Here is a 26,339-nt window from a genome sequence, read left to right as displayed (position 1 = left end):
AATGACACAAAAATCTGCAATCGGGCTGTTATATGAAGCTGGTAGCGCACCTCAGGTCACCTTTAAAGGATATGGCGAACTAGCAGAGGAAATTATTGCGCTGGCAAAAGAGAAAAACATCATGATCCATGAGGATGAATCATTAGCACAAACACTCAGTGCACTTGAGTTACACCAAGAGATCCCAAAGGAACTCTACTATGTGATTGCTGAACTCATCGCTTTTTCTTACATTATGCGTGGTAAGTTTCCACCTGGTTGGGAAGGTTTTCGTGGCAAGTTAGATATTAAGGCATAGCCAAAATTTCCTACTTTCTAGGGCCTGTTGACCTTTGCTGTTTGATTTTTGTTCTCCTGAGTGTGTTTTGATCGCGACGCTCGACTTGCCGCCTAGTAATCTAGGCAAAAGTTGAGCAACAAAGAACAAAGCGCACTCAGGGGAACCCAAAGGGCAGCGCTTGATTGGAATTTCTTCTGTGTTATCGCCTAACTTACATAGAATAACTATGCTACGCAGGCTCTGCCTTGTATAAATACCAATCAAACTGCTGCAAAAACAAACTTGAAAGGTCAACAGGCCCTAGACAATCATTTTGATTTGTTATGTAAAGACATGAGCAGCTCTGCCTCAGCTCTTGGCAACTCACACTCGTGCATCACCTCTTCAATATCAGCACCAAGCTCCACCATTTTCACGGCGCGAGAATACATTTTAGCGTCAGGGTCATCATATTTCTGTGCTGCTTGCTGATTCGCAACGTCATTTAACTCTTGCTCGGTTGCGACCACCCGCTTACCAATACTCATGATACTGGCACGTAACTCCGCAACTTCGCTGCGTAATATTGCTATTTGTTGCTCAGACCCCTGCAGTGAGCTCGAAAGTTGCGCTGTTTGCCCCTGCGCATTCTGTAGTTTTTTACTCAGCACAAAAACAAACCTCAAGCATACTAACGCAAGTATGCTTGAGGTTATTGATATAACGAGTAAAACGGTTTGTGCGTTTACTACTTCAGACATCTAGATATGACTCAGCTCATCCCATTCATCATCGTTTAATAGCTTATTAAGATCGACTAAGATCAACAGCTCGCCTTCTCGATTTGATACGCCTTGGATAAACTTAGCGCTCTCTTCGGTACCTATGTTTGGCGCGCTGTCAATTTCCGAGCTACGTAAGTAAACCACCTCAGCAACGCTATCTACTAAGATACCAATAACTTGCTTTTCGGCTTCGATAATCACAATTCTTGAATTATCCGTTACTTCAGCACTTTGTAGACCAAACCTAGCTCGCGTGTCTATAACCGTTACAACGTTACCACGCAGATTAATGATCCCGAGTACGTAGCTTGGTGCACCTGGGACTGGTGCAATTTCGGTGTAACGCAGCACTTCTTGTACTTGCATTACATTGATACCGTAAGTTTCCTCTTCAAGCTTGTAAGTAACCCATTGCAATACTTCATCATTACTATCAGCATTTTTGTCTGCAGAAAGTAGTCTATCTTGGCTCATGGTTTCACTCCATCAATATACTAGTTACTGCTCTCGACTATCGAGGCCTTGTTCTAGCAAACGGTTTAAATTCTCTACATCAATCAGCGCGCACATTTTCTCTTTAATCACTCCAGCCAACCAAGGCCGTTTACCATCTGCTGTGCGCCACTTTATGTCTTCAGGCTTGAGGGTTAAGTTGTTGACTAGTTTTTCTGCTAACAGTCCCCAGTTACTATCCCCAAGTGTAATCAAATACTGGTAATCCAGCGTATCTTCTAATTCTGGCGTTAACTTTTCAGGCATCACCCATCGTGCAGTATCAACAACATTGAGTTTTTCTTCACGATTTAGCATCACACCCTTAAACCATTTAGGTTTACCAAAGAGTTGATTAACTTCGCCCAGTTGGTGTATTCCCCCAAGTGATTTCAGCGGAACCGCCAGTGTTAAGCCTGCCACTTCAAAAAACAATGCCTGAAATTCACCTTCTTGATAGGCTTCCCTTGCAGAAACAGACTCTATCGTTGCCTGTTCTTTGATAATAGATGTATTTTCAGTGACTTCAAGATCATGAGCCAATTTACTCGGCTGTTCTTGAATAACTTCACTCACTGACTCCAGAGGTTCTGTTGCAACTACGACTGAGGATTCTATTTCCTCAAGTTCTGATTCTGGTTCTTTTACTTGTTCAAGTAGCTTTGCAACTGGTGACAATTCGCATTGTTCAATCTCTGGCTCCTCTTGCAACAGGGCACCAAGATACTGCTTCATCACCTTCTCATTTGCAAATAAATGCTTACTCATTATGCTCTCTAGCTTAACTGCTTCAAATAGTCCAATAGTGCACGATAAGCGAACACGCCTCGTGATTTAGGACAAAATTGTACAGGGACTTGTTGTGCAAGGCTTGCATCCCTAAACTTGGTATCTACAGGAACCACGCCTGGCCAAACGGCATCTTTGTATGTTTCCAGCAACGTTTTATACGCCTCCAACGACGCTTTAGTCCGTTTATCATACATAGTTGGAATAATAGTATATTGGTACTGTTTCTGCTGTGAAGACTGCATTAGCTCCATCGTGCGCATCATTCTATCTAGTCCCTTCAACGCCAAAAATTCAGTTTGAACCGGTACCAAAATTCGCTCACTCGCTGCTAATGCATTTACCATCAATACCCCGAGCACTGGTGGACAGTCTAAAATAGCATAGTCATATTGATCCGCTATCTTTTCGAGCGATTTCTTTAAGATAAGTCCCATGCCCGTTTTATTACCCATGCTACGATCAAGCGTAGCAATGGCCATAGTAGCAGGCAGAATATCCAAATTTTCAATAGTCGAAGGGCAAAGAGACTGTAAAATTTCTTCACTCGTCATGCTGCTGCCGCGTGCAAAAATATCATACACACTGACTTCCAACTCTTCAGAATCAATACCAAAGTAATATGTAAGTGAAGCATGTGGATCGGTATCAATAAGCAAAACCCGATGACCTTGTTCAGCAAGAATGCCTCCTAAGCTCACCGTTGTCGTGGTTTTACCCACGCCACCTTTTTGATTTGCTACTGTCCAAATTTTCACTCTATATTCCTTTGCTTATCACTATTGATTGCGTTCAATAGATACTATACCAACTCAATGTTATTCATTCTTTTTAGACGTTTGATATTTACAAGCTTCAAGCAAAATAACCAAATCGTGGCTTAGCCTATTAGTTACCAGCTTCTTTATTAATTCTTGCAGCAAAGTCTTGTAGCGCGATACTATCAGACGAAAGTCCAGCGCCAGCGACTGCTTGAGGCATCCCATAAACGACACAAGTCGCTTCATCTTGCGCCCAAATGGTGGCACCAACCTGTTTTAGCATACGAGCGCCATCTCGACCATCAGCGCCCATCCCCGTTAATACAATCGCTAACGTGTCGCCACCATAGGCTTTTGCAACACTTGCAAATGTCACATCAACGCTGGGTTTATAGGTGATCCTTGGACTATCATCTTCAAACACTTTTAGTGTCTTACTACCACCGCGATTTTCAACCAGCATTTGCTTGCCGCCAGGCGCTAGATAGGCCATGCCTGGCATTAATCTATCACCCTGTTCTGCTTCTTTAACCTTAATCTGGCATAAACTATTTAATCTTGCTGCAAACGCAGGTGTAAATGCGGCTGGCATATGCTGGATAAGTAAAATTGGATGAGGAAAGTTTGCTGGCAACTGCGTCAATATTGTCTGCAGTGCAACGGGTCCACCTGTTGATGTACCAATTGCAACCAGTCCATATTTCTTACCTGATGCTCTAGCACCCGCAGCACTGGATGTGCCACCAGATACCGGTCTCTGAAAACTTCTATCCGGTTGAGGGATCGTTGCTCTTCCAGTGTCAGCGCGAGTTGCTCTAGACTCGACGCGCTTTGGCGGAGTCGCGATACTAGGGCGAGTAAAGCGGCTAACTCGGCGGCGGCCAATTTCCTTTACCTTGTTTTGTAACGATTTAATTGCGTCTTCGCTATTGCGGGCAATGTCTTCAAACTTTTTCGGTAAAAAATCTACAGCGCCCGCATCCAGTGCATCTAACGTAGCACTAGCGCCTTCACGAGTTAACGAAGAAAACATTAAGATTGGGGTCGGAGTAGCCTGCATGATCTGCTTCACCGCACTGATCCCATCAAGCACAGGCATCTCTACGTCCATAGTAATGACATCTGGACGCAATGAAGCGGCCTTTTCAACCGCCTCCTTTCCATTAACTGCAAAATCTATAACTTTGATTTCACTGTCTTTTTCTAAAATTTCACTGACTCGACGACGAAAAAAACTGGAGTCGTCTACGACTAACACTTTAACTGCCATTGGCAACGCTCTTTAATTTGCTCTACAGCAGAGCAGCACATGCTGCTCTAGAATTCGAACTACGCCTAATAAAATTAGGCGTAGTGTTTTAATAAGTTGGGGACATCAAGGATTAGCGCAATACCACCATCAGATGTGATGGTCGCACCGGCCATACCTGGTGTACCTTGTAACAAAGCATCTAATGGTTTGATTACGACTTCCTCTTGGCCTATCAGAGAATCAACCACAAAACCGACTTGCTTGGTACCGATTTGAGCAATAACAACATGGCCTTCAGCCTTTCTCATGCCCCTATTAGCACCTTTTACCAACCAATGCTCAAGATAAAATAACGGGATCGCCTTTTCTCTCACTATAATAGTCAATTGACCATCAACTACATTCGTTTTAGTCAAATCTAAATGGAAGATCTCGTTCACACCGGCAAGTGGTAACGCAAACGTTTGTTCTCCGACTACCACCATCAAGGTAGGCAAAATAGCCAGTGTAAGCGGCACTTTTATCTCTAATACGGTACCAACACCCAATTCTGATTGGATGTTTACCGAGCCATTCAATTGAGTGATTTTCGTTTTAACAACGTCCATCCCTACACCGCGACCAGAAATATCTGAAATTTGTTCTTTTGTTGAAAATCCAGGTGCAAAGATCAAGTTATAGGCTTCAGTATCAGACAATCGGCTTGCTTGATCGGAGTCAATAACGCCTTTATTTATAGCAATTTTCTTGAGCTTTTCAGGATCCATACCGGCGCCATCATCTCGGATGGTGAGAAGAATATGATCCCCCTCTTGAGATGCTGACAACGTGACAGTCCCCATTCTTGGCTTACCCGATGCTTCGCGCACATCAGGCATTTCAATACCGTGATCCACTGAGTTTCTCACTAAGTGAACCAATGGATCTGCGAGCGCCTCAACAAGGTTTTTATCTAAATCTGTCTCTTCACCTTGTAAAACCAGGTTGATTTCTTTTTTCAAGCTACGCGCAAGGTCCCTCACCACTCGAGGGAAACGACCAAATACCTTTTTGATCGGCTGCATCCGCGTTTTCATCACAGCGCCCTGCAAGTCTGCGGTCACTACATCAAGGTTCGAAATAGCTTTACCCATGCTTTCGCTGTTGGTGTTATTCGCTAAACTAACCAAGCGGTTACGCACCAATACTAATTCGCCAACCATATTCATGATTTCATCAAGACGTTTGGTATCAACTCGCACTGTAGTCTCAGCTTGCGCAGCAGGTTTCTTTGCAGCTGCTGGCGCAGAAGCTTTTGCAGGCTCTGGCTCTTTTTGCGGGGCTGGAGTCGCAGGTTTAGCTTCAACTTTAGGCGCAGGCTTTGGAGCAGGTTTCGGAGGTGGCGCAGCTTTAGCAGGCTCAGGTTGAGCTGGCTCAGCTTCTGAGATATCTGTCGGCAATTCATCTACCGCTTTAGGAGCACTGCCTTTACCATGAAGTTCGTCAAGCAAAGCCTCAAACTCATCATCGGTAATTTCTTCATCTCCAGAGGGCACACTCGCAGCGCCTGATGACGTTGCTTTAGCCGCAGGCTCACTGGCTTGAGGAGTAGCCGCATCTTCTGCATTTGGTGCTCCACCAAATTTCCCAACCCCATGGAGTTCATCTAAGAGATTATCGAACTCGTCATCGGTGATATCGCCGTCATCTGCAGTTGACACCGTTTCAGGTTTAGCCGCTGGTGCGACAGCAGGCGCATTACCAGAGCCGTGTAACTCATCTAATAGATTTTCAAATTCTTCTTCTGTTATCTCATCAATGCTAGAGCCGCTATCATCGCCTGAATCTGCGTCCGCATCGAATAGAATATCATCCGCACTTAAATCTGGTACAACAGATTCAGGCTCTGAAACAGGTTCCTCAATCACTTCTCTGACTTCGTCTTCAGATGCTGGTTGGCTGAGTTTATGGAGGGTTTCAAGCAACACAGGATCGGCAGCTTCGGGTTCCTCTCGGTTTTGAATACAAGCGAACATTTCGTTGATCGTATCCAAAGATTGCAAAATAACATCCATTAATTCTGACGTTACTTTTCGCTGCCCTTGTCTTAGTACATCAAACACGTTCTCTGCACCGTGACAGGCATCAACCAGTTCGGTCATACCGAGGAAGCCTGCTCCACCTTTAACAGTATGGAAGCCACGGAAAATCGCATTGAGAAGTTCTTTATCTTCGGGATTATTTTCTAGTTCAACAAGCTGTTCAGATAACAGTTCTAATATTTCGCCTGCTTCAACAAGAAAGTCCTGCAAGATATCTTCATCGACTTCAAAGCTCATACACACTCTCCAACTAGAAGCCTAAACTAGATAGCAAGTCATCGACTTCGTCTTGACCAGAAACCACGTCATCTCGCGATTCAGCGTCAATAATTGGACCTTCAGGTCCAGACAATTCATCACTGATAGTCTCAGTTGTTTTTATTTCGTTTTCATTCGCATTTTCTGCAACAGCAGGCGCTTCATCCGAAGTACCAAACACAGTTAGAAGGTGAATGAGACTATCTTCTACTTCTCTCACAAGCTCAATGACTCGACGGATGACCTGCCCAGTCAAATCCTGATAGTCTTGCGCCATCAGCACATTAGTCATTAAGCCTTGTAATTCGTCTGTACGTGTCTTTGAAGTCTGCATAAAGCTGTCGAGATCATGACACAGAGATTTAAACTCACCGAGTTGAATATCTCTGCTCATCAACCGATCCCAAGTGGGCTTTATTTGTGCTAACTCATCCGCAAGATTCTGCGCAAGAGGTAAGCTTTCTTCGACCGCGTCCATCGTTTTATTAGCAGCGCTTTCTGTCATTTCCATAACATAATTAAGACGCTGCTTGGCGTCAGGTATAGCCTCTGTCGTGAGATCTGAGAGTCGAGTATCCAGCTCAAAGTTCTTCAAGGACTCGTGTAATTGGCGAGTTAGCTTTCCAACTTCTGCAAATAACTCCGATTGCTCTTTGTTAGCAGCTTCTAAAATCAGCTGGTCAGCTTTTTCTTGTTCACCTTGCTCTAGTAGCTCAACAAGTTGCTTGGCTTGTTCAAGTGTAATTTGCGGCGCAGCATTTACAGACATAGGCCATATCCCCTTGCTGTTTAGCCTAGTCGCTCAAATACTTTTTCAAGCTTAGTCTTGAGCGTACCTGCAGTAAACGGTTTAACAATATATCCGTTCACCCCAGCTTGCGCTGCTGCAACAATTTGTTCTTTTTTCGCTTCTGCGGTAACCATCAACACTGGAATGTGCTTAAGCTTTTCATCTGCGCGTATTGCACGAAGCAGATCAATACCTTGCATGCCCGGCATGTTCCAATCAGTTACTACAAAGTCAAACTCCTGATTTTGTAGCATCGGAAGTGCTGTACTACCATCATCAGCTTCTTGAACATTGGTAAAGCCTAAATCTCTTAATAGGTTTTTGATTATTCTTCTCATAGTAGAGAAATCATCAACCACGAGAATCTTCATGTTCTTATCCAAAACTTCCTCCAGTGAGGTTCGAACCCAACTATTTTATGTACTCTAATTTATCCAGTCATTGATTTTAGCTTTGAGCTTTATCATTGCCTGACCGTGAATTTGGCTTACTCGAGATTCACTGACATCAAGGATGGCACCAATCTCTTTTAAATTCATTTCGTCGTTATAGTAAAGTGACAACACCAGAGCATCCCTTTCGGGTAGTGCTTTGATAGCATTTACTAAAGACTCGTTAAAACGTTCATTTTTAACGTTATTAAACGGTTTGTCTAGCGCAAAATCGCTGTTTGCTGGGGTTATCACATCTTCATCAACCCCTAGATCCTCAATGCCGATGACTTTACTTGCATTTACATCATGTAAAATATGATGGTACTCATCTAAAGATATATCAAGTTTTTCAGCGATTTCAGTGTCTTTTGGTTCGCGGCCAAGGAGAGATTCGAGCTCAGATATCGCTTCGGCTACCATTCTGCTGTTTTTATGTACGGACCGAGGGGCCCAATCTCCGCGACGGATTTCATCTAGCATTGCACCTCGGATGCGTATCCCCGCAAAGGTCTCGAAACTAGCACCTTTAGTAGCATCGAAATTTTTAGATGCTTCAATCAATCCAATCATACCTGATTGAATTAGATCGTCGAGCTGCACACTTGCCGGAAGCCGAGCGATCAGGTGACATGCCACTTTTTTGACAAGTGGAGCATGCCTCTCGACCACTTTATGGATATGGTCAGAAGTTTGATATCCCGCAGCTCTGTTGACCGGAGAAGCCATAATCACCCGTTTACAAGTTGTTCAATGAAAAATTCTAGATGACCGGAAGGTTGATGAGGAATTGGCCATTTAACTGCCTTGGCAGCAAGTCCTTTAATTGCAACTGCTGCTGGAGAGCTCGGAAATAAATCCACGATTGCTCTTTGTCTACGAGAGGACTTACGCATGTTTTCGTCAAATGGTACTGTGGCCACTAATTCCAATGCTACATCAAGAAAACGGTCTGTAACTTTTGAAAGTTTAGCAAATAATTCTTGCCCTTCACGCATACTGCGGACCATATTGGCAACTATTTTAAAACGATAAACGCCATGCTCTCTGCTTAAAACTTTGATCAACGCATAAGCATCCGTAATAGAAGTCGGTTCATCACACACAACAACCATCACATCTTGTGCAGCTCGAGAGAAGCTCAGAACCATATCTGAGATACCAGCTGCGGTATCAACAATTAAAACATCAAATTGAGTGTTAAGCTCGCTAAATGCGCGAATAAGTCCAGCATGCTCTGCGGGAGTCAACTCCACCATGCTTTGAGAACCCGAAGTAGCTGGCACAATTTTGATACCAGCGGGACCTTCTACGAGAATCTCATCTAGTTCACATTCACCCGACAACACATGTGAAAGGTTCTTTTCTACTCGGAGCCCTAACATCACATCACAGTTTGCCAAGCCCAAGTCCGCATCTAAAACGAGAACTCGCTGTCCTTGTTGGCCCATAGCGATGGCAGTATTGAGCGAGACATTGGTTTTACCCACCCCACCTTTACCACCGGTCACGGCTATTACTTTTACACCCTGGTTGCTATTTTGACTCATTCTACGCAGGCCACTTGCTTGATCTAAAACTGTGTTAATCATACATTCCTACTGACTCTGACGCTACAGGTACACGTCGAGAGTGCTGTGCTTTTATTCTTTTTAAATACAATTGCTCAGCCTTTTTTACTAGCTTTTGAGCATTTGCTACGCGAATGTCTTCTGGCACTCGCTGACCGTTGGTAAGATACCCTATTGGCAAGCGATTTTGAATCGCTATGCTAATTATCTCACCCAAACTTAGACTTTCATCAAGTTTTGTGAAAATACAGCCACTTAAATTTACTTTTTTGAAGTGTCTTACTGTTTCTTGTAACACATTCATCTGTGCTGTCGCACTCAACACTAAATAGCTACGAATATCTACACTCGCGCTACGCATAAGTGTATTTAACTGTTCAGTTAAGCGCAAATCTCTTTGACTCATTCCCGCCGTATCTATTAATACTAGACGCTTATTGCGTAAATGATAAAGCACTTCTGCAAGTTCATTTGCATCTTTAACTTGTTTAACCGGACAACCGATGATTCTACCATAGGTAGCTAGTTGCTCGTAAGCGCCAATTCTATAGGTATCGGTGGTTATTAGCGCCACTTTATCTGCACCGTATTTTTGTGCGCCTAATGCCGCTAATTTTGCAACCGTTGTGGTTTTGCCAACACCTGTTGGACCAACCATTGCAAATACGCCACCTTGACGAAGAATATCATTGTTGGTGGTGTGCATTTGGTTAATTACCATATTCAACAGCGCGTCCCAAGCTTCTTTACGAGACACATCATCAGGGATAAAACATGCCATTTGCTCTGCAACGTCTTTGTCTATGCCCATTCCTTCCAGACGATCTACAAGGCACGCACGGGTTGGATCGCGACGAGCCATTTCTTGTTTCATTAGACCAGATACTTGATGTTCAAGTAATTGACGAATAGCGTTCATTTCTTCGCGCATTGCACTCATTTCGTCAGGCTTGGCATTTAACTCAGGTAAATCATCACCAAAACCGTTGTCTAATTCATCAGACTCGCTCCACTGCTGTGGTTGCTCAAATCCATCATCATCAAAGTCAAAAGATTGGCGACGAGCTTGCTGTGGCTTCGCTTGGTACGCCGGCGCAGCAGTTTGTGTTTTACGTTGGCTGCTTAACATTTGCTCTGTATCAATCCCCGACTGGGAGAACATAGAAGCAAGTTCTGGTGAGCGAGGACGCGGCGCTTGACGCTCTAGCAATGCCGCTAAGCTATCGGCAACTTGCGCTTGTTTTGCTGGCTGTGCTTGGCGAGGCTCTGGACGGACAAAGCGGGTCGGAGCCTCGTTTGAGGCAGTCGCACGGGCAGCTGGAGCTTGCTTAACAGGTGCAGCAGCACGGTCATTATCAACTGCTGCGACGATTTCAACACCATCTGCTAACTTTTTGTTAGACATGATGACAGCATCAGCACCAAGCTCTTCTTTTACTTCATTTAAAGCCGTACGCATATCTTTTGCGAAGAAACGTTTAATTTTCATGTTACAGCCCCTTTATCCTCTATTGTCCAACCGAGCTCACTATCTTAATTTGTCTTTCTTCCGGCACTTCTTGATATGACATCACTCGAAGACCTGGAATTGTATGTTTAACAAATCGAGACAGTACACTTCTTAACATACCTGAGGTTAATAAGATGGACGGCTCCCCTAGCATTTCTTGGTTGTGATGTGCTTCTCTTAATGATTCTTGAAGCCTCTCAGCCAAGCCAGGTTCAATACCTGCCCCCTCATCACCTGCGTTCTGAAGTGACTGATGCAACATCTGTTCCAACTCAGGTGCCAATGTTATGACAGGAATTTCTTCTTCGCTTCCAACGGCATCTTGAACAATCAATCTGCGTAATGAAATTCTTACCGCAGCCGTTAATACATCAGGGTCTTGGCTACGTGGTCCGTACTCAACTAAGGTTTGTACAATCGAGCGCATATCTCGAATTGCAACGCCTTCATTAAGCAGATTTTGTAGTACTTTTACTACGGTAGTGAGTGGTAAAATATCAGGCACTAAGCCTTCAACTAATCTAGGGTGACTTTTCGCAAGCATGTCTAATAGATTTTGAACTTCTTCATGACCAAGCAATAGTGACGCATTATTCGTCAATAATTGACTAATGTGTGTTGCCACCACAGTTGCAGCATCTACTACTGTATAGCCAAGTGAATGCGCTTCATCTTTTTGATCTGGTTTAATCCATACTGCATCTAAGCCAAATGCAGGGTCTTTAGTCTCTATGCCTTTAATCGGCCCAAACACCTGCCCTGGGTTAATTGCGAGCTCATCGCCATGCTTCAACTCACCGGTTCCTGAGCCAACTCCCATTAAAGTAATATTGTATGCATTTGGATCTAATTCTAGGTTATCGCGAATATGTACCGGCGGTACTAAAAAGCCCAGTTCCTGAGATAGCTTTTTACGCACCCCTTTAATACGACTGAGAAGCTCCCCGCCTTGGGCTTGGTCAACTAGAGGGATTAGGCGATAACCTACCTCTAAACCAATCACATCAACAGGTTGTACATCATCCCAACCAAGCTCTTTTTGATCTTGTTGATGGCCTCCTTTCGCAGCAGGTCCTTTGGCAGCTTGTTCCGCCTTTTCGATTTCCGCCTTTTTCTTTTGCTGACTTGTGTAATAGGCTATATAGCCAAGTAATACACCTAACCCTAAGAAGGCAACATGTGGCATGCCAGGAACGAGTCCCATGGTGATCAAAATACCTGAAGCAATAGCCAGCGATTTTTCATTACCCAGTTGGTTTTTAAACTGATCGCCCATGTTGTGCGATTCATTTTGACGCGTTACGACAATTGCAGTACCAATTGAGAGTAAAAGAGAAGGAATTTGCGCGACCAGACCGTCACCAATCGTCAGCATGGTATAAACTTCCATCGCGTGACCAAAGCTTAAATCATGCTGGATCATCCCAACGAAAAGGCCACCTATTATATTAATAGCAAGGATCACGATACCTGCGATAGCATCACCTTTAACAAATTTACTTGCACCGTCCATTGAACCGTAAAAATCGGCTTCTCGAGTCACTTCTTCACGACGGGATCTAGCGTCATCTGCAGAGATAAAACCGGCATTTAAATCCGCATCAATGGCCATTTGCTTACCCGGCATAGCATCGAGGGTGAAACGCGCAGACACCTCAGAAATACGACCTGCACCTTTGGTAATTACAACAAAGTTAATAATAATAAGGATAAGGAATACAACTAAACCGACAGCGTAGTTACCACCAATAACAACGCTACCAAAGGCTTCGATCACCTTACCTGCCGCATCACCACCATTATGACCTTCAAGTAATACGACTCGAGTACTCGCTACGTTTAATGCCAATCGCATGATAGTCGCGATCAGTAGTACCGCCGGAAACATACCAAATTCGAGTGGCTTCAAGGTATAAACAGTCACCAATAGCACCACAAGTGCCAATGCAATGTTGAAGGAAAATAGAATATCAAGCAAAAAAGGAGGTAGCGGCAGAATAACCATGCCAAGTGCTGCAAGCACCAACAATGGAGTACCCACACCTTTAGCATATTCTTTTTTATCTCGATTGAGTTGTTGTAAAACCGCTTTAAATTCCATAACTTAACACAAGCAAAAAATTGACACATAGCAACAAATGCAATATGCGTTCCAATTAATAGCTTATTTTTATAAGAGCAATTTTAGTGCTTTAAATCGTCTGGGATTGGTAAATCTCGAGTAAGTGCAACAGGTCTTTTCCCTTTACCCTTTTGGAAACGATTCAGCTGAAATACATAAGCAAGTACCTGTGCAACCGCGGTAAACAATTGTTCAGGGATTTGATCACCTACTTCGGTTGTATGATAAAGTGAACGAGTCAATACCGGAGACTCTACTATTGGTACTTCATTTCCTTTGGCTATTTTTCTAATTTGCATCGCAAGCTCATCAACCCCTTTTGCAATAACAATAGGCGCCCCCGCTCGTTCAGTATCGTATTTAAGCGCAACCGAATAGTGAGTAGGGTTAGTCACAACAACATCGGCATCGGGTACATCTTGCATCATACGTCGTTGCGACATTTCTCTTTGCGTGCGGCGGATCCGCGCTTTTATTTGCGGATCACCTTCTGAGTTTTTATATTCATCCTTGACTTCTTGTAGCGTCATTTTAAGCTGTTTATGGTGATTGTAGCTTTGATAAGGGGCATCAATCGCTGAAATAATGATCATGGTGCAACTAAGTGCTAAGAACATCCACGCAATGATTTCTAACGCATGCTCTATACTCGATGGGATTTGTTCAATACTCAAGTGCAATATTTCATTAAAATACATATTGATAAGCAAGATTGCAAAACCTGCTACCAATACAAACTTAAGAACTGACTTCAATAACTCAATGGCCGCTTGTGGGCCCAACATTCGCTTCAGTCCCTTCATAGGTGACATTTTACTTGCTTTAGGTGCGGCCGCTTGCCAAGAAAAGTTAAAGCCACCGAGTAACGTATTCCCCACTATTCCAGCAATTGCGATAATAAAAACGAACATAGCCATTGGGAATAACAGCTCAGCGCCAATATCCCCCACACAGCAAACATTTTGGTTGTATCGTAGGTTTCATTGCGATTAAGCGACAACATTCGCCCCATCACGTTGTAAAGCGCCTTCCCTATACCAGGACCATACATCAGTAAAGCGATAGCAGAAAACAACAAGACAAACGTAGTCCCCAACTCCTTTGAACGGGCTACCTGACCTTTACTCCTCGCATCACTTATCTTCTTGGAGGTGGGTTCTTCGGTGCGTTCTTGACCTGAATCTTCTGCCATTTCAAACTCCTAAACCGTACAACCAATTAGATCGCACATCAGCTCCGTCATTTTGAGCCATTGAAACTCAAATTGTGCTAAGAAGTTACCCAGTGTCGCCCAAATAATGGTAAGACCTGCAACCAGCGTAAAAGCAAACCCTACAGAGAAAATATTCATCTGAGGTGCAGCTCTGGTCATGATCCCAAACGAGATATTGATAACCAACATTGCCGTTAATGGAGCTAATGCAAGAGCCAGTGCCGTAGAAAACATCCAGCCCCCCCAATTAACGATTCTCCAAAAATTATCTACCACCCACCAATTACCTGCAATGGGAAAGCTTTCGAAGCTATACACTACCATTTGGATCATCATCAGATGGCCGTTATAAACAAAAAACAGTAATGTCGCTAATATTAAATAGAACTGACCAACTGCTGGGACACTTAATCCATTGGCCGGATCTACAACAGATGCGAAACCAAGACCTGTTTGCATAGCAAGGATTTGACCCGCAATGATAAAAGTATTTAAAAGCAATAGAGAGCCAAAACCAATTGCGACTCCGGTCATCATTTCTTGAATAACAACCAAAATCATCGAAAAGGAGAACAAATCGGTAAATTCTGATTTGGGCAAAACGGGCACCACGGCGAAAGTAACAACCACAGCGAGCGCAAACTTAATTCGAGCCGGCACACTTTGTGCCCCAAGCCCCGCCATTACCATTATCATTGAGCTTATCCGCACCAGTGGAAGTAAAAAATCACTTAGCCACTGCATGATTACCGCAAAGGTGAACTCCATGGCTAACCTGCGATTTCAGGAATTCGCATAACCACGAGGTTAAAATAGTCCATCAGTTCTTGAGTTAACCAATGGCCACCAAAAATAAGGGCCAGAATCGTGATAATTAAACGCGGTAAAAAGCTTAATGTTTGCTCGTTAATTGATGTTGCAGCTTGAAACACAGCAACAACTAAACCAACTAGAAGCCCAGGTACTACAATCGCCGCCACCAGCTTGATGACTAAAAACAATGCATCACTTAAGATATCGACAAAGACTTCTGGTTCCACATTACACCCCCAATCCGAAGCTTCTGGCCAGTGTCCCCATGACCAAACTCCAACCGTCGACGAGCACAAAAAGCATAATCTTAAACGGCAAGGAAACTATCATTGGCGATAACATCATCATACCCATGGCCATCAAGACACTGGCTACAACTAAGTCGACTATCAAAAATGGAATAAAGAACATAAAGCCGATAATAAAAGCCGTTTGCAGCTCAGATGTAACGAAGGCCGGAATAATAACGATAAACGGCGTATCCTCAGGGCTATCAAGCTTGTCATAGCCCGCTATTTTAGCAAAGGTTTCCAGGTCTTTAATTCGAGTTTGTGACAACATGAAAGCTTTCATGGGTTCTTTGGCACGTTCAAGCGCTTGGATTGACGTGATTTCTTCTTTTATATACGGCTGCACAGCCTCATCATTTATCTGCGAAAATATAGGTGCCATTATAAATAGCGTCAAAAACAACGATAAACCGAGTAAAATTTGATTCGATGGCGATTGCTGTAGACCAATCGCTTGTCTCAAAATCGCAAGTACAACAATTATTCGAGTAAACGAAGTCATCATGATAACAGCGGCTGGAATAAAACTCAGCGCCGTCATAATGGCGAGCACTTGAAGTGTCACTGAGTACTCTTGAGAGCCATCAGGGTTTGTTGTAACGTTTATTGCTTCTATCCCTTCTGCAGAAGCTACCCCAGAAAACAGTAATAAACAGAGTATCAGCAATCTAGTCATGGCTTTTCTTATTTTGGTTATTGGCTACTTGCCCTTTTCCCGTTAAAAACTTTTGTAGCTCGTTTGCAAATGGCGTTCGGCTAACATCATCCAGTGGTGTTTCTAGCTGATATAAATAATTGATATTATTTGGTGTTACTCCGAGTAAATGCTGTTTATCATCCAACTCTACAACCAGCAAGCGTTCTTTCGTACCGAGCGATATACTGCGGATCACCTTAAAGTCCTTTTGGTTTACGATGTTGGGATTTAAACGCTTCAGCACAAATGCTAACCCCAGAATAAGTAAGATCACCAACACCAAGGACAATCCCATGGAGAGTAGTTCCGAGCTTAACCCCGCAGTACCTGCCCCTACAGAAGACTTAGGTACTACTCCTGAAGTCGTTGCAACGGCAGCACTCGCGTATGAAGCGAAGCCACACAAAGCTACACACCAACCCCAGCGCATTAACGTAGCTTTTTAATACGCTCAACCTGACTAATAACGTCCGTTAAGCGAATACCAAACTTGTCGTTTACTACAACTACTTCACCGTGTGCAATCAATGTACCGTTAACAAGTACATCTAGCGGTTCACCAGCTACTCGATCCAACTCAACAACAGAGCCCTGATTTAGCTGTAATAAGTTACGAATATTAATTTTAGAGCGGCCAACTTCCATCGAAATGGTAACTGGAATGTCTAAAATGGTATCGAGTTTACGTTTTTCATCTGACGATAATGCAGGCGCTGAATCTTTGAGTTCATCTAACTCTGCAACTTCTGGCTCACTGCCACCTTCGGCACTTTCGGCTTCAGCTAGTGCTGCCGCCCATTCGTCCATAGTATCTTGATCATCGCTCATTGGATTACTACCTGATTAAGTTAATTTGTTGTCCATAATTAGTCTCATGATATTGCTTGTGCAACCTCACGACTACCAATCTAAATCCACACCTTCGGAAAGATGCAGATCTTCTTCTAATTCTGCCAGCTCAGCATCTGAATCGAGTTTTTTACCACCTTTGGTAAACACATGAAGCTCAGACTTCACTGATTCTGGTCGTTTAATTTTTTCACTGATCTGTAAAGCAACATTATCACGAGAGCGGCCCATTTTAGCTCTAAAGGTTGGCAGCTCTTCTACAAATACGGTGACATGCTCTGGCATTTCCACAGGAATAACATCGCCAGCTTGAAGTTTCATTATTTGTTCAAGCGATAGGTCCACTTCCAGCAACTGAGAGGAAATCTCAACTTCAACATCCATAATCTCATCACGAAGCGCTTTACTCCAACGCAGATCGGTGTCTTCCGTATCTGATTGCACACCAGCATCGAGTAACTCTCGAATTGGTTCCAACATCGAATAAGGTAATGAAATATGGAAATCGCCCCCTCCACCATCTAATTCAATATGAAAAGAGCTAATCACTACCACTTCGGTTGGCGATACAATATTCGCCATCGCGGGGTTAACCTCGGAGTCAAGATATTCAAACGACACATCCATAACCGGTGCCCAGGCTTCTTTGTAATCTTCAAAGATGATCTTAAGTAGCATCTGAACGATACGACGTTCTGTAGGTGTAAACTCACGCCCCTCGATCTTGGCATGATAACGACCATCTCCACCAAAAAAGTTGTCTACAAGGATAAAAACCAACCGGGCTTCCATGGTTATCAGGCCAGTACCTTTTAGTGGCCTAAAGCGCACCATATTCAAGCTGGTAGGAACGAACAGAGTATGAATATACTCGCCAAACTTAAGCATTTGCACACCATTGATAGACACTTCAGCGGTGCGGCGCATCATGTTGAAAAGGCTTATCCGCATATGGCGGGCAAATCGTTCATTAACGATTTCAAGCGTCGGCATCCGCCCACGCACAATCCTATCTTGAGACGAAAAGTCATACTGTAAGGCACCAGCGCCTTCGCCGTCACCACTATCACCGATTTCGTCTTCTTCGACTTCATCTACACCATGGAGTAGCGCATCAATTTCGTCTTGGGATAATAAATCGCTCACAAATACTACCTTATTGCATTACAAAGCCAGTAAACAACACACGCTCGATTACTTTGCTACCTTCAACCCCTTCCATCGCAGCTTGGACTTTATCTAGCGCCGTTAAGCGCAAAGTTTCTTTACCTGCACTTGTGCTTAACTCATCAGCGGTAGTCGTTGAAAACACGCTAAGTAAAGTACCTTCAATCAAGGGAATATGCTTCTTTGCTACTTCTTCATTAACATCACCGCGAACCAGCAGCTGAACTTTAATTTGCACAATTCTATCGCGACTTGCACCAGGTACATTGAAAACAAAGGGACGGGGCATGGCAACGTACAGTGCACTCCCCATTTGCGCAGCGCTACCTTGCTCCGCTTTAACTTCGCTTGCTGTCGTTTCTTCTGCTAAGGATTCTTCTGGCGCATCTGAGCCTGAAAATAAGAAAAATCCTGCGACACCGCCGAGCACCAATACCGCAGCGACAATAATGATAATCAGCTTTTTCTTGGAACCACCCGTTTCTTCTATTTCTAAGTCGGTTTCTTCAGCCATAGCAAGCCCTTATGATCTTTATTAATTACAATAATAGCAGGTGTTAGGCATAGTAATCTATTGCAGAATCAGTATTTCTCTTTTGTGATGGTTGTGGATTGTCAGAAACCCCCGATTCATCACCTAGAGTTTGCTGTCCACTCGTATTGCCACCAGCAGTTTGCGACTCTGATTCAGTATTTCCACCTTGCTGATGTGATATTTGGCTGTCACCCAGTTCAATACCCTGCTCAGCTAACATTTCTCTTAGTCTTGGCAGTGATTGCTCTAGTAATTCTTTAGCTTGCTGATTTTGCACCACAATATTCACTTGAGCCTGCTCTGCATCGCTTTTTATTCGAATTTGCATCGCCCCAAGCTCTGGCGGGTCTAAGCGAATCTCAGCTTCCTTATTGTTAAGGTTAAGCATCAACCCTACCCGTTGATGCAGCTCTTTAGCGGCATCTTGACGTGCTATGTTAATCGCCTGTTGAAGATTAGCATCTGTCGCTTGCTTTGTCTGTGTTGTGCTTTGGTTTGTTGGCTGAGACTGTTGAATTTGCTGAACTTCTTTCAGTGTTTGGTTTAGTGAGCTAGTGTCTTGCGATACACTTACAGGACTTGCTTCAGGCTTAACTTGATTTGGTATCGCTGCTGCAGTATTAGCCGATTGACGCTCATTTTTAACCGCCTCTTTCGCGATGCTTGCTTCCGCTTGCATCAGCTTACTATTTTCTTTATCAACTACCTTTTCACTTATTTGTTTTTCTAAGCTCTGTTTTTCTGAATTTTGCTTTTCTGCTGCTAACTTTTCATCGCTAGCCAATTTATTTACAGCTATATTTTTTTCAGCACGTTCACCCTCTTTAACTACCACGGCCTGCTGCTCACTATTGTTAGACTTTTCTTGCGCGCTATTTACATTAAAAGACGCTTGGGTAGTATCTTTAACATCCGTAGCAGCTTCTTGCGGGGTGTTTGTTGAAGTTTGTGTTACGACAGAGGATGGCACAAATGCTTTAAATTTCTGTACATTTTCGATATCAACACCTTTACCAATTAATTGAGCTACGGCTTTTTGTACACTTGGTGACGCATCATAAATATCCAGCTTACCAGCCATCACGGCTTTTAATTCTTGTTGTTGCTGTACGGTCAACTTTTCTACCATGGTTTGCACATCTGTAGTGCTTTTTGTACTTACTGCGTTTTTGTCTTTCGCGGTTTGTGTACTCGCCTCAGAAATGATTTGCTTTGTTTCTGATTGCTTAGCTTCAGATGAAGAAACAGATTGAGCAAGCTCTGATTTCTTAGCGGCTAAGAGTCCTTTCTGTTGCGCGGTTTCAGACTCACTTTCAACTTGAGACTCGACTGGCTTATTAGCGCTTGGATCCCGTTTTTCTATGTTTGTATTGGTAACCAAGGCTTGAGTGCTAGTATCCTTTTGCAACTTAGGCTGTAATGTTTGTTCTTTAGCTTCTGAACTGTCATTCAATAACGAAGGTTTAGCAACCTCACCTTCTGAGTCTTGGCTGTCCATAGAAGTTGCCTGCTGTAATAACGAGGTTGGCTTAGTGCCGGCGTTTTCAGTTTGGCCTTTCCCCCCTCGAATGAGTGGACTGGCTTCGTCTTGTAGCTGCTCCTGAGATAGTGCACTATCGCTAGCTACAACCTCTTCATCAGCCGCAGAAGCATTGCCCAACGCTTCTTTGACTGATTGCGCAATTGCTGTTGGGGTTTGGCTCAATGAAGTGCTCTGCTGTTTTGCAGCGTTGATCTGAGCATATAAGTCATTATCCGGGGGATCAGGAAGCGGTTTGTCCGCAACTACCAGGCCTTTGTCAGTGTAGCTAACAGTAGAAGTTGGTACTTCCCCTTGCAGCTTAGAGGAAGAGACTTGTGCTTTACTATCTGACTGCGGAGCATCATCTGATGCGACTTCGCTATCTATTGGCGCATCCAGCTCTGAGGTTACAGGATCTGCAGACTCTTTTACCTGCTTGTTTGCACTCTCTTGCTCGGCTAACTCAGCCATTAAAGCACTAAACCCAGAGCTGTCCTCAGAACCCTCAGCATCTGTCTCTTGGGATTTTTCTTTAATATCAACCTCGTTACTGCCTCGTTGCAGTATGGATGCAAGCATTAGATTCATCTTAAAGCTACCTCATAAAGTGGCAATGTCCTGCCGTTGTAATACACCATTAAAAACCAACACTATGAATATTAGTGACTTTTACGAGTGAACTACCTAAATAATAAAACGCTAATTATTACGAAGCATATTTCGAGCCAACTTACCAAGCACGCTCTCTTCGTACAAACTGATTCGTTGCAAACTCATCAAGCATCTTTTGCTCTGCTTTGGCTAGACGAGTTTGCTTCGCGAGAGCTTGCTTCTCGATAAGCTTTTCAATTGCCTTCGTTTTAGCCTGCTGTGCTAGCCATAGCTTGCGGCGTTGTTCAACCACCTGCTTCGCGGTGTTGACCGTTTTTGCTTGCTGATCAATAGCCTGCTCAATCTTATTAATAAAGTTATGGTATTGATTGAAACCGCCACTAGACAGACCAACTTGTGCTTTACTATGAAGCTGCATGCTGTATTCCAGACGGAAATCGTTTAGTCCCGATAACCGTTGTTGGTTTGTTGCTAAGTGCTGCTGCGCTTGAACAAAATTCGCTCGAAGGTTATCTTCTTTGTCTTTTTCTAGCTTAAGCAATAAAGTCAGTTTGTTATTTGCCATTATGCTTGTCCTAGTAGCTTAGCGAGGCCTTGTAAACACTCGTCATAATTGATCACGTCTTTCATGCCTTGCTGAAGGAAGTTATTCACAGCAGGCATCATGCTTATCGCCTGATCTAGCATCTGGTCACTTCCGCGTTGATAAGCACCTAAGGTGATCATGTCTTTATTTTGCTGGTACATTGAATAGACTTGCTTGAGCACTCTGGCTTGCTGCATGTGTGCCTCTGACACCACTTGCGGCATGACTCGACTAATGGACTTTTCAATATCTATCGCTGGATAATGACCACTATCGGCAAGCTCTCGTGATAACACAATATGACCATCCAAAATAGCTCGCGCGGCATCGGCAATAGGGTCTTGCATATCATCACCTTCACTCAATACCGTAAAGAATGCGGTAATTGAGCCTTGTCCCTCACCACCATTACCTGCGCGTTCAACCAACGCTGGGAGCTTTGCAAACACGGAAGGCGGATACCCTTTTGTGGCTGGCGGCTCGCCTACAGCAAGCGCTATCTCACGTTGTGCCATGGCATAGCGCGTCACCGAATCCAGTAACAACAGTACATTTAATCCTTGATCGCGAAAATACTCCGCAATAGTCACAGCACTCTCACAGCCTTTTAAGCGCATCAGCGGTGAGGCATCGGCGGGAGCGGCAACCACTACGGAGCGGCGTCTACCCTCGACGCCCAAAATCTCATCGATAAATTCTTTCACCTCACGACCACGTTCACCAACCAAGCCAACGACAATAACATCCGCTTCACTGCCTCGTGTCATCATGCCAAGCAATACCGATTTACCCACACCACTCCCTGCAAACAGCCCCATACGTTGGCCTTGACCCACTGTCACGATCGAATTTATCGCACGCACGCCTACATCCATTGGTGAGTCAATTGGGCGTCTTGCAAGTGGGTTGATTTGCGCTGCGGCAAATTTTAGATGCTTCTCAGCGTCAATGGCACCAAGACCATCTAGTGGTCTACCAAGTCCATCAACTACACGGCCAAGTAGACCCATTCCGACAGGTAATCCAGCATCCTTAACTTTTGGGATCACTCGCGCTCCAGGAAGGACGCCTGTAATATGGTCGTTTGGCATAAGATAAAGCGTTTCTTGATTGAAACCGATGACTTCTGCATCAATAAAGCCGCCCAGCGTCTCGATTTTACATTGACTGCCGACGGGAGCACTTAGCCCCCTAGCTTCAAGGGTGAGGCCAACCACACGGGTGAGGCTGCCAGCAACCGCAACCCCATATGGTTTGATAAATTTCTGATACTTACTGATGCGCTCGCTCATTGCAGCAGATGTCGACATGTTCGCAATTACCTTAGGAAAGCATCGTTATCTTGATTTGATTGCTTCGCTTATCTTGATAACAGTGCAGTATTATTGGTTTATACCGCTATCCTGCAAAAATGATTCCAACACTTCGCTAATACGGTTTTTAAGCGTCATATCAATGGATGACTGTGGTGTTTTCACCTCGCAGCCACCTCTGTCCAACGTCGGCTCTGGAAGTAACTGCCAATGCTGTGATTGTATATGTTCCTCGCCGTACATGGCTTGCACTAAAGCTAAATCTTCGGGGTGCAAATGGATGCGTACTGATTGATCTTTGACAGGCAGCGCGTCCATCGCTTTTTTCAACGCGTTTAAAATGAGCTCAGGCGTGGTCTTGAGCTCTTTAAAAATAACCTGCTCTGCCAATAAATTGACGAGTACAACCAGCTGCTTTTCACACTCATCATCAACCTTTTTCAGTGGCGTTTGCATGCCATCTAAAATAGTGGATAGCGCTTTCATCCTTTCTTCAATGAGAGGTTGTGCTTCCTCAAGTCCCTTTTCTTTACCTATTTCTACGCCTTCTTTATAACCGGCTTCTTTACCTTCAGAAACTCCTTTGTCAAAGCCTTCAATATAGCCTTGTTCGTGGCCTTGCTTTATTCCTTCGTCGTAGGCATCCTGACGGATCTGCTCTAATTCTTCAATGGTCAAAGTAGGGAATTCAGGCTCTTGCTGCTCAGGTTCTGCGCTCACCTCTCTCTTAGTATACAACTCTTCCAACGGCGTACCGAAGGCCGTAGAACGACCTCGGTATTTTTCGGGCTTATCCGTAACATCTGGAATGGGCCAGTTTTCTAATAACTCATCCAGTGCTTCGGTGCTGACTGGGCGGCCTTTATACAACTTTTTATCGACCATGGTTTATAGGAACTCCTCACCACCGCCGCCACCAAGCATAATTTCACCTGAGTCAGCCAAACGTCTAGCCGTTGCCAAAATTTCTTTTTGTGCAGCTTCCACTTCACTGATCCGCACTGGAGGCATAGCCTCAAGGTCATCTTGCATCATCTCAGCAGCACGCTTAGACATATTCTTCATAATCTTTTCTTTTAAAGATTCGTCCGCGCCTTTAATTGCTTTCATCAGTACGTCTTGCTGTACTTCACGCAGAATAGCCTGGATACCTCTGTCTTCGACATCCATCAAGTTTTCAAACACAAACATGAGGTCTTGAATTTGTTGCGACATTTCTTCGTCATGTTCTCGGATTGAATCCATCAACTGACCTTCAATATTGGTATCCAAGTAGTTCATGATATCTGCAGCGGCTTTTAAGCCACCCATTTTCGCTGCTTGTGCACCAGCTTGACCAGCGAACTGCTTCTCCATGATCTCGTTGAGTTCTTGCAGTGCCGCAGGTTGTACTTCTTCTAAGTTTGCAATACGCATTGTTAAATCTAAGCGTACTTTCTCAGGAAACTGAGACAAGATTTCGGCGGATTGCTCAGGCTCGAGATAAGACAATACAATCGTTTGGATCTGCGGGTGTTCGTTGCGGATAATATTGGCAACTTGCTTCGAGTCCATCCACTTCAACGAATCCAACCCTTTTGCACCAGATCCCATCACAATTTGGTCAATAAGACTTGCCGCTTTGTCTTCACCAAGCGCTGCAGTTAGCGCTTTCTTAATAAAGTCTTCAGATTGGAAACCTATCGTACTAAAGCTTTGAATTTGTTCGATAAACAAATTATGCACAGCTGCAATTTTAGCCTGAGATAGGTCATCCATGGAGGCCATCGCCATACCGACCTTTTGCACTTGCTTCGGCTCTAGGTGTTTTAAAATCTGAGCCGCATCTTCTTCAGTCAAACTAAGCAGTAAGATGGCAGCCTTGTCGACGCCATCTAGCTTGTCAACGTCAAAGGCTGCGGGCAATTGTTTTTGTTCTTGATCAGTCATCTTCTGTCAACCACGCTTTCACAACTTGTGATGAGAGTTCTGGTTCGTTAGCAACTAAGGCACGTACTGCTTTGAGTAAGTCCTCGTCGCCATGTAAGTCTGGCAATTGTAATCTACCGTCAGAAGAGAAGCCAACCGCAGACTCATCGAATTCGTTATTTAGCATATCGAGTGTACTGTCACCTAAATCTACACCACTGGTCAACGCATCTTCATCAAAATCTTCAAGCGTATCATCTGGGTAAATTAGACGCTTAAGCATAGGTCTTACTACCGCTAAGATTAGCACAATGATCACTAAGGTACCTGCTGCAAGACGGATTGTCTTTTGGAACCAATCTTGCTCCCAAAGTGGTATCTCTTGCATTTCAGTGAGGTCTTCACGCACGAATGGCACAGTCACTACCTCTAGTGCATCACCTCGCTGCATATCAAAGCCCACACCACCTTGTAGCAAACGACGGATGTTATTTAGCTCTTCTTGCGTACGCGGCGCCATTGCCATGTTACCTTCAGCATCAGGTTTTGCGAGGTAGTCAACGGCCACACTCACACTGATCCGGCGAATAACACCTGTTTGCTGACGTTTATGGCTAATAGTGGTGTCTAATTCATAGTTACGGGTTGCTTCTTTTTGATTACTGCTTGGTGTTGCACTTTGACCATTGCCGCCTTGCCCAGCAACCTCTGGGATATTTGAGTTCACTGGAGGCTGATTAGTCAGCGCACCCGGAATACCGACAGCTAAACCACCAATATTATTTTCTTCATACGTTGTTTCGCTGCGAACCGCAGGTAAATCTGGGTTATAACGTTTTTGCGTTTCTTCAACTGCGCTGAAATCCATCGTTAAGTCAACCTGCGCGGTAAAGTTACCAAGACCTACAGTTGGGATCAGGATACTATCAATTTTTTCTAGATATTCTTGTTCACGCTTACGTTCGATTTCATACTCTTTTCTCGAGCGCGCAGCTAAAGAGTCTTGAGAACCAGAGTTGAGTAGACGACCGTTTTGATCGGTGACAGTCACGCGTGAAGGCTCTAGGCCTTGTACCGCTGATGCCACAATGTCTACGATTGAATCAACTTCTTCGCCGCCAAGCGTTTTGCCACGTTTAAGGGTAATAACTACGGTTGCAGAGGGCTTTTTCTCGCGACGTGCAAAGACGTTTTCTTTTGGAATTGCAAGTAACACTTTTGCACGATTTACGTCTTGTAACTCTTCAATTGTTCTCGCAAGTTGTTGCTCACGGCTATGTTTTAAGCGCTCTCTTTCAAGACGTTGGCTAACACCAAAACCCATATCTTGCATCAGAATATCAGTGCCAGAACTCGGAGACTGGGTAAAACCGTCACGCGCCATGCGTAGTTTTATGTCTTGATAGTCCGACTCAGCGACTAAAATGATATTACCATCTAATTGGTATTCAATTTTCTGTTGGTCTAAAAAGTCTAACGTTTCGACGAGTTCTTCTGTTGGGTATTTACCAAGTGGGCGCATATCTGGTTGGCGCGCCCAAATGATAATAAAGATTGCGATTGCTAAACAAATAGCAAGGGCAATAACCAGAGTAACCTGGCGCAACATATCAACACCGCTTAGCGCACTGAAGTAGCCTGATTTTTGCTCTTGTTGCTCATCCGATCCGCTGTCATTATTCAGCGCTGCATCGGAAAGCGTAAGATCTGTTGATTGATTAGTAGCCACGATT

The 26,339-nt window shown here is 44.1% G+C and carries 26 protein-coding genes and 1 pseudogene; 1 reads left to right on the top strand and 26 read right to left on the bottom strand.

Annotated elements, in window-relative coordinates:
* Position 1 precedes the first annotated feature (1 nt).
* Positions 2-298, top strand: coding sequence for an EscU/YscU/HrcU family type III secretion system export apparatus switch protein (locus tag GSF13_RS11935; protein WP_174168559.1), 297 nt, complete (start codon positions 2-4; stop codon positions 296-298).
* A gap of 290 nt (positions 299-588) precedes the next feature.
* Here GSF13_RS11935 and GSF13_RS11930 read toward each other — a convergent pair whose 3' ends face one another.
* The 26 genes and pseudogenes from GSF13_RS11930 to fliF form a co-directional block, all read right to left on the bottom strand.
* Positions 589-1,020: a DUF2802 domain-containing protein gene (locus GSF13_RS11930; protein WP_102056493.1), complete on the bottom strand. Its 432-nt coding sequence runs from the start codon at positions 1,018-1,020 to the stop codon at positions 589-591.
* Positions 1,021-1,518 carry a chemotaxis protein CheW gene (locus GSF13_RS11925; protein WP_102056492.1) on the bottom strand — a complete coding sequence of 166 codons (498 nt, stop codon included), beginning with the start codon at positions 1,516-1,518 and terminating at the stop codon, positions 1,021-1,023.
* Positions 1,519-1,542: 24 nt separating this feature from the next.
* On the bottom strand, positions 1,543-2,304 hold the full coding sequence (locus GSF13_RS11920; protein ID WP_211868483.1) for a chemotaxis protein CheW: 762 nt from the start codon (positions 2,302-2,304) through the stop codon (positions 1,543-1,545).
* Between the two features lie 8 nt (positions 2,305-2,312).
* Complete coding sequence (locus GSF13_RS11915) at positions 2,313-3,083, bottom strand: ParA family protein (RefSeq protein WP_010606373.1); 771 nt, start codon at positions 3,081-3,083, stop codon at positions 2,313-2,315.
* Between the two features lie 130 nt (positions 3,084-3,213).
* Complete coding sequence (locus tag GSF13_RS11910; RefSeq protein WP_010606372.1) at positions 3,214-4,356, bottom strand: chemotaxis response regulator protein-glutamate methylesterase; 1,143 nt, start codon at positions 4,354-4,356, stop codon at positions 3,214-3,216.
* Positions 4,357-4,430: 74 nt separating this feature from the next.
* A complete protein-coding gene (locus GSF13_RS11905) occupies positions 4,431-6,656 on the bottom strand; it encodes a chemotaxis protein CheA (protein ID WP_211868481.1) in 2,226 nt (741 codons plus the stop codon).
* Between the two features lie 13 nt (positions 6,657-6,669).
* Positions 6,670-7,446 (bottom strand): protein phosphatase CheZ, encoded by a 777-nt coding sequence (locus GSF13_RS11900; RefSeq protein WP_010606370.1) that lies wholly within the window; start codon positions 7,444-7,446, stop codon positions 6,670-6,672.
* Positions 7,447-7,466: 20 nt separating this feature from the next.
* Positions 7,467-7,850 (bottom strand): chemotaxis response regulator CheY, encoded by a 384-nt coding sequence (gene cheY, locus GSF13_RS11895; RefSeq protein WP_010369104.1) that lies wholly within the window; start codon positions 7,848-7,850, stop codon positions 7,467-7,469.
* Positions 7,851-7,892: 42 nt separating this feature from the next.
* The gene (locus GSF13_RS11890) at positions 7,893-8,627 is read right to left on the bottom strand and encodes an RNA polymerase sigma factor FliA (RefSeq protein WP_010369105.1); all 735 of its coding nucleotides are present in this window, start codon (positions 8,625-8,627) and stop codon (positions 7,893-7,895) included.
* Between the two features lie 2 nt (positions 8,628-8,629).
* Positions 8,630-9,490, bottom strand: coding sequence for a MinD/ParA family protein (locus tag GSF13_RS11885; protein WP_010606369.1), 861 nt, complete (start codon positions 9,488-9,490; stop codon positions 8,630-8,632).
* Positions 9,483-10,958, bottom strand: coding sequence for a flagellar biosynthesis protein FlhF (gene flhF / locus GSF13_RS11880; RefSeq protein WP_211868479.1), 1,476 nt, complete (start codon positions 10,956-10,958; stop codon positions 9,483-9,485). Before flhF ends, GSF13_RS11885 begins: the two co-directional genes overlap by 8 nt.
* 19 nt (positions 10,959-10,977) lie before the next feature.
* The gene (gene flhA, locus GSF13_RS11875; protein ID WP_211868477.1) at positions 10,978-13,080 is read right to left on the bottom strand and encodes a flagellar biosynthesis protein FlhA; all 2,103 of its coding nucleotides are present in this window, start codon (positions 13,078-13,080) and stop codon (positions 10,978-10,980) included.
* Between the two features lie 83 nt (positions 13,081-13,163).
* Positions 13,164-14,293 (bottom strand): annotated as a pseudogene (flhB, locus tag GSF13_RS11870) (flagellar biosynthesis protein FlhB).
* A gap of 9 nt (positions 14,294-14,302) precedes the next feature.
* Positions 14,303-15,082 carry a flagellar biosynthetic protein FliR gene (gene fliR / locus GSF13_RS11865; RefSeq protein ID WP_010606365.1) on the bottom strand — a complete coding sequence of 260 codons (780 nt, stop codon included), beginning with the start codon at positions 15,080-15,082 and terminating at the stop codon, positions 14,303-14,305.
* Positions 15,083-15,084: 2 nt separating this feature from the next.
* Positions 15,085-15,354, bottom strand: coding sequence for a flagellar biosynthesis protein FliQ (gene fliQ, locus GSF13_RS11860; RefSeq protein WP_010369116.1), 270 nt, complete (start codon positions 15,352-15,354; stop codon positions 15,085-15,087).
* A gap of 1 nt (position 15,355) precedes the next feature.
* A complete protein-coding gene (gene fliP / locus GSF13_RS11855) occupies positions 15,356-16,093 on the bottom strand; it encodes a flagellar type III secretion system pore protein FliP (protein ID WP_010606364.1) in 738 nt (245 codons plus the stop codon).
* Positions 16,086-16,544 carry a flagellar biosynthetic protein FliO gene (gene fliO, locus GSF13_RS11850; protein WP_029215856.1) on the bottom strand — a complete coding sequence of 153 codons (459 nt, stop codon included), beginning with the start codon at positions 16,542-16,544 and terminating at the stop codon, positions 16,086-16,088. The genes fliP and fliO overlap by 8 nt, the downstream gene beginning before the upstream one ends.
* Positions 16,544-16,942 (bottom strand): flagellar motor switch protein FliN, encoded by a 399-nt coding sequence (gene fliN, locus GSF13_RS11845; RefSeq protein ID WP_010606362.1) that lies wholly within the window; start codon positions 16,940-16,942, stop codon positions 16,544-16,546. Before fliN ends, fliO begins: the two co-directional genes overlap by 1 nt.
* A 72-nt stretch (positions 16,943-17,014) precedes the next feature.
* The gene (fliM, locus tag GSF13_RS11840) at positions 17,015-18,109 is read right to left on the bottom strand and encodes a flagellar motor switch protein FliM (RefSeq protein ID WP_010606361.1); all 1,095 of its coding nucleotides are present in this window, start codon (positions 18,107-18,109) and stop codon (positions 17,015-17,017) included.
* 10 nt (positions 18,110-18,119) lie between these two features.
* Positions 18,120-18,644, bottom strand: coding sequence for a flagellar basal body-associated protein FliL (gene fliL / locus GSF13_RS11835; protein WP_010606360.1), 525 nt, complete (start codon positions 18,642-18,644; stop codon positions 18,120-18,122).
* A 43-nt stretch (positions 18,645-18,687) separates the two neighbouring features.
* The gene (locus GSF13_RS11830) at positions 18,688-20,775 is read right to left on the bottom strand and encodes a flagellar hook-length control protein FliK (protein ID WP_211868475.1); all 2,088 of its coding nucleotides are present in this window, start codon (positions 20,773-20,775) and stop codon (positions 18,688-18,690) included.
* 142 nt (positions 20,776-20,917) lie between these two features.
* Positions 20,918-21,364, bottom strand: coding sequence for a flagellar export protein FliJ (gene fliJ / locus GSF13_RS11825; RefSeq protein WP_010369144.1), 447 nt, complete (start codon positions 21,362-21,364; stop codon positions 20,918-20,920).
* Positions 21,364-22,695 (bottom strand): flagellar protein export ATPase FliI, encoded by a 1,332-nt coding sequence (fliI, locus tag GSF13_RS11820; protein ID WP_211868473.1) that lies wholly within the window; start codon positions 22,693-22,695, stop codon positions 21,364-21,366. Before fliI ends, fliJ begins: the two co-directional genes overlap by 1 nt.
* Positions 22,696-22,767: 72 nt before the next feature.
* Positions 22,768-23,583, bottom strand: a complete 816-nt coding sequence (fliH, locus tag GSF13_RS11815) for a flagellar assembly protein FliH (protein WP_211868471.1) — start codon at positions 23,581-23,583, stop codon at positions 22,768-22,770.
* 3 nt (positions 23,584-23,586) lie between these two features.
* On the bottom strand, positions 23,587-24,627 hold the full coding sequence (fliG, locus tag GSF13_RS11810; protein WP_010369151.1) for a flagellar motor switch protein FliG: 1,041 nt from the start codon (positions 24,625-24,627) through the stop codon (positions 23,587-23,589).
* Entirely contained in the window at positions 24,620-26,338 is a 1,719-nt protein-coding gene (fliF, locus tag GSF13_RS11805) for a flagellar basal-body MS-ring/collar protein FliF (RefSeq protein ID WP_086003757.1), read from the bottom strand. Before fliF ends, fliG begins: the two co-directional genes overlap by 8 nt.
* Position 26,339 lies beyond the last annotated feature (1 nt).

The organism is Pseudoalteromonas sp. M8, from assembly GCF_018141365.1.
Classification (GTDB): domain Bacteria; phylum Pseudomonadota; class Gammaproteobacteria; order Enterobacterales; family Alteromonadaceae; genus Pseudoalteromonas.
The sequence above is the reverse complement of the archived record's forward strand: the minus strand, read 5'-3'. Positions and strand labels throughout refer to the sequence as shown.

Bases quoted from the DNA above. Each gene is read 5' to 3' on its own strand.
- GSF13_RS11935 (WP_174168559.1), top strand. From the start codon at position 2: ATGACACAAAAATCTGCAATCGGGCTGTTATATGAAGCTGGTAGCGCA.
- GSF13_RS11930 (WP_102056493.1), bottom strand. From the start codon at position 1,020: ATGTCTGAAGTAGTAAACGCACAAACCGTTTTACTCGTTATATCAATA.
- GSF13_RS11925 (WP_102056492.1), bottom strand. From the start codon at position 1,518: ATGAGCCAAGATAGACTACTTTCTGCAGACAAAAATGCTGATAGTAAT.
- GSF13_RS11920 (WP_211868483.1), bottom strand. From the start codon at position 2,304: ATGAGTAAGCATTTATTTGCAAATGAGAAGGTGATGAAGCAGTATCTT.
- GSF13_RS11910 (WP_010606372.1), bottom strand. From the start codon at position 4,356: ATGGCAGTTAAAGTGTTAGTCGTAGACGACTCCAGTTTTTTTCGTCGT.
- GSF13_RS11905 (WP_211868481.1), bottom strand. From the start codon at position 6,656: ATGAGCTTTGAAGTCGATGAAGATATCTTGCAGGACTTTCTTGTTGAA.
- GSF13_RS11900 (WP_010606370.1), bottom strand. From the start codon at position 7,446: ATGTCTGTAAATGCTGCGCCGCAAATTACACTTGAACAAGCCAAGCAA.
- GSF13_RS11890 (WP_010369105.1), bottom strand. From the start codon at position 8,627: ATGGCTTCTCCGGTCAACAGAGCTGCGGGATATCAAACTTCTGACCAT.
- GSF13_RS11885 (WP_010606369.1), bottom strand. From the start codon at position 9,490: ATGATTAACACAGTTTTAGATCAAGCAAGTGGCCTGCGTAGAATGAGT.
- flhF (WP_211868479.1), bottom strand. From the start codon at position 10,958: ATGAAAATTAAACGTTTCTTCGCAAAAGATATGCGTACGGCTTTAAAT.
- flhA (WP_211868477.1), bottom strand. From the start codon at position 13,080: ATGGAATTTAAAGCGGTTTTACAACAACTCAATCGAGATAAAAAAGAA.
- fliR (WP_010606365.1), bottom strand. From the start codon at position 15,082: ATGGAGTTCACCTTTGCGGTAATCATGCAGTGGCTAAGTGATTTTTTA.
- fliP (WP_010606364.1), bottom strand. From the start codon at position 16,093: ATGACTAGATTGCTGATACTCTGTTTATTACTGTTTTCTGGGGTAGCT.
- fliO (WP_029215856.1), bottom strand. From the start codon at position 16,544: ATGCGCTGGGGTTGGTGTGTAGCTTTGTGTGGCTTCGCTTCATACGCG.
- fliN (WP_010606362.1), bottom strand. From the start codon at position 16,942: ATGAGCGATGATCAAGATACTATGGACGAATGGGCGGCAGCACTAGCT.
- fliL (WP_010606360.1), bottom strand. From the start codon at position 18,644: ATGGCTGAAGAAACCGACTTAGAAATAGAAGAAACGGGTGGTTCCAAG.
- GSF13_RS11830 (WP_211868475.1), bottom strand. From the start codon at position 20,775: ATGAATCTAATGCTTGCATCCATACTGCAACGAGGCAGTAACGAGGTT.
- fliJ (WP_010369144.1), bottom strand. From the start codon at position 21,364: ATGGCAAATAACAAACTGACTTTATTGCTTAAGCTAGAAAAAGACAAA.
- fliI (WP_211868473.1), bottom strand. From the start codon at position 22,695: ATGTCGACATCTGCTGCAATGAGCGAGCGCATCAGTAAGTATCAGAAA.
- fliH (WP_211868471.1), bottom strand. From the start codon at position 23,583: ATGGTCGATAAAAAGTTGTATAAAGGCCGCCCAGTCAGCACCGAAGCA.
- fliG (WP_010369151.1), bottom strand. From the start codon at position 24,627: ATGACTGATCAAGAACAAAAACAATTGCCCGCAGCCTTTGACGTTGAC.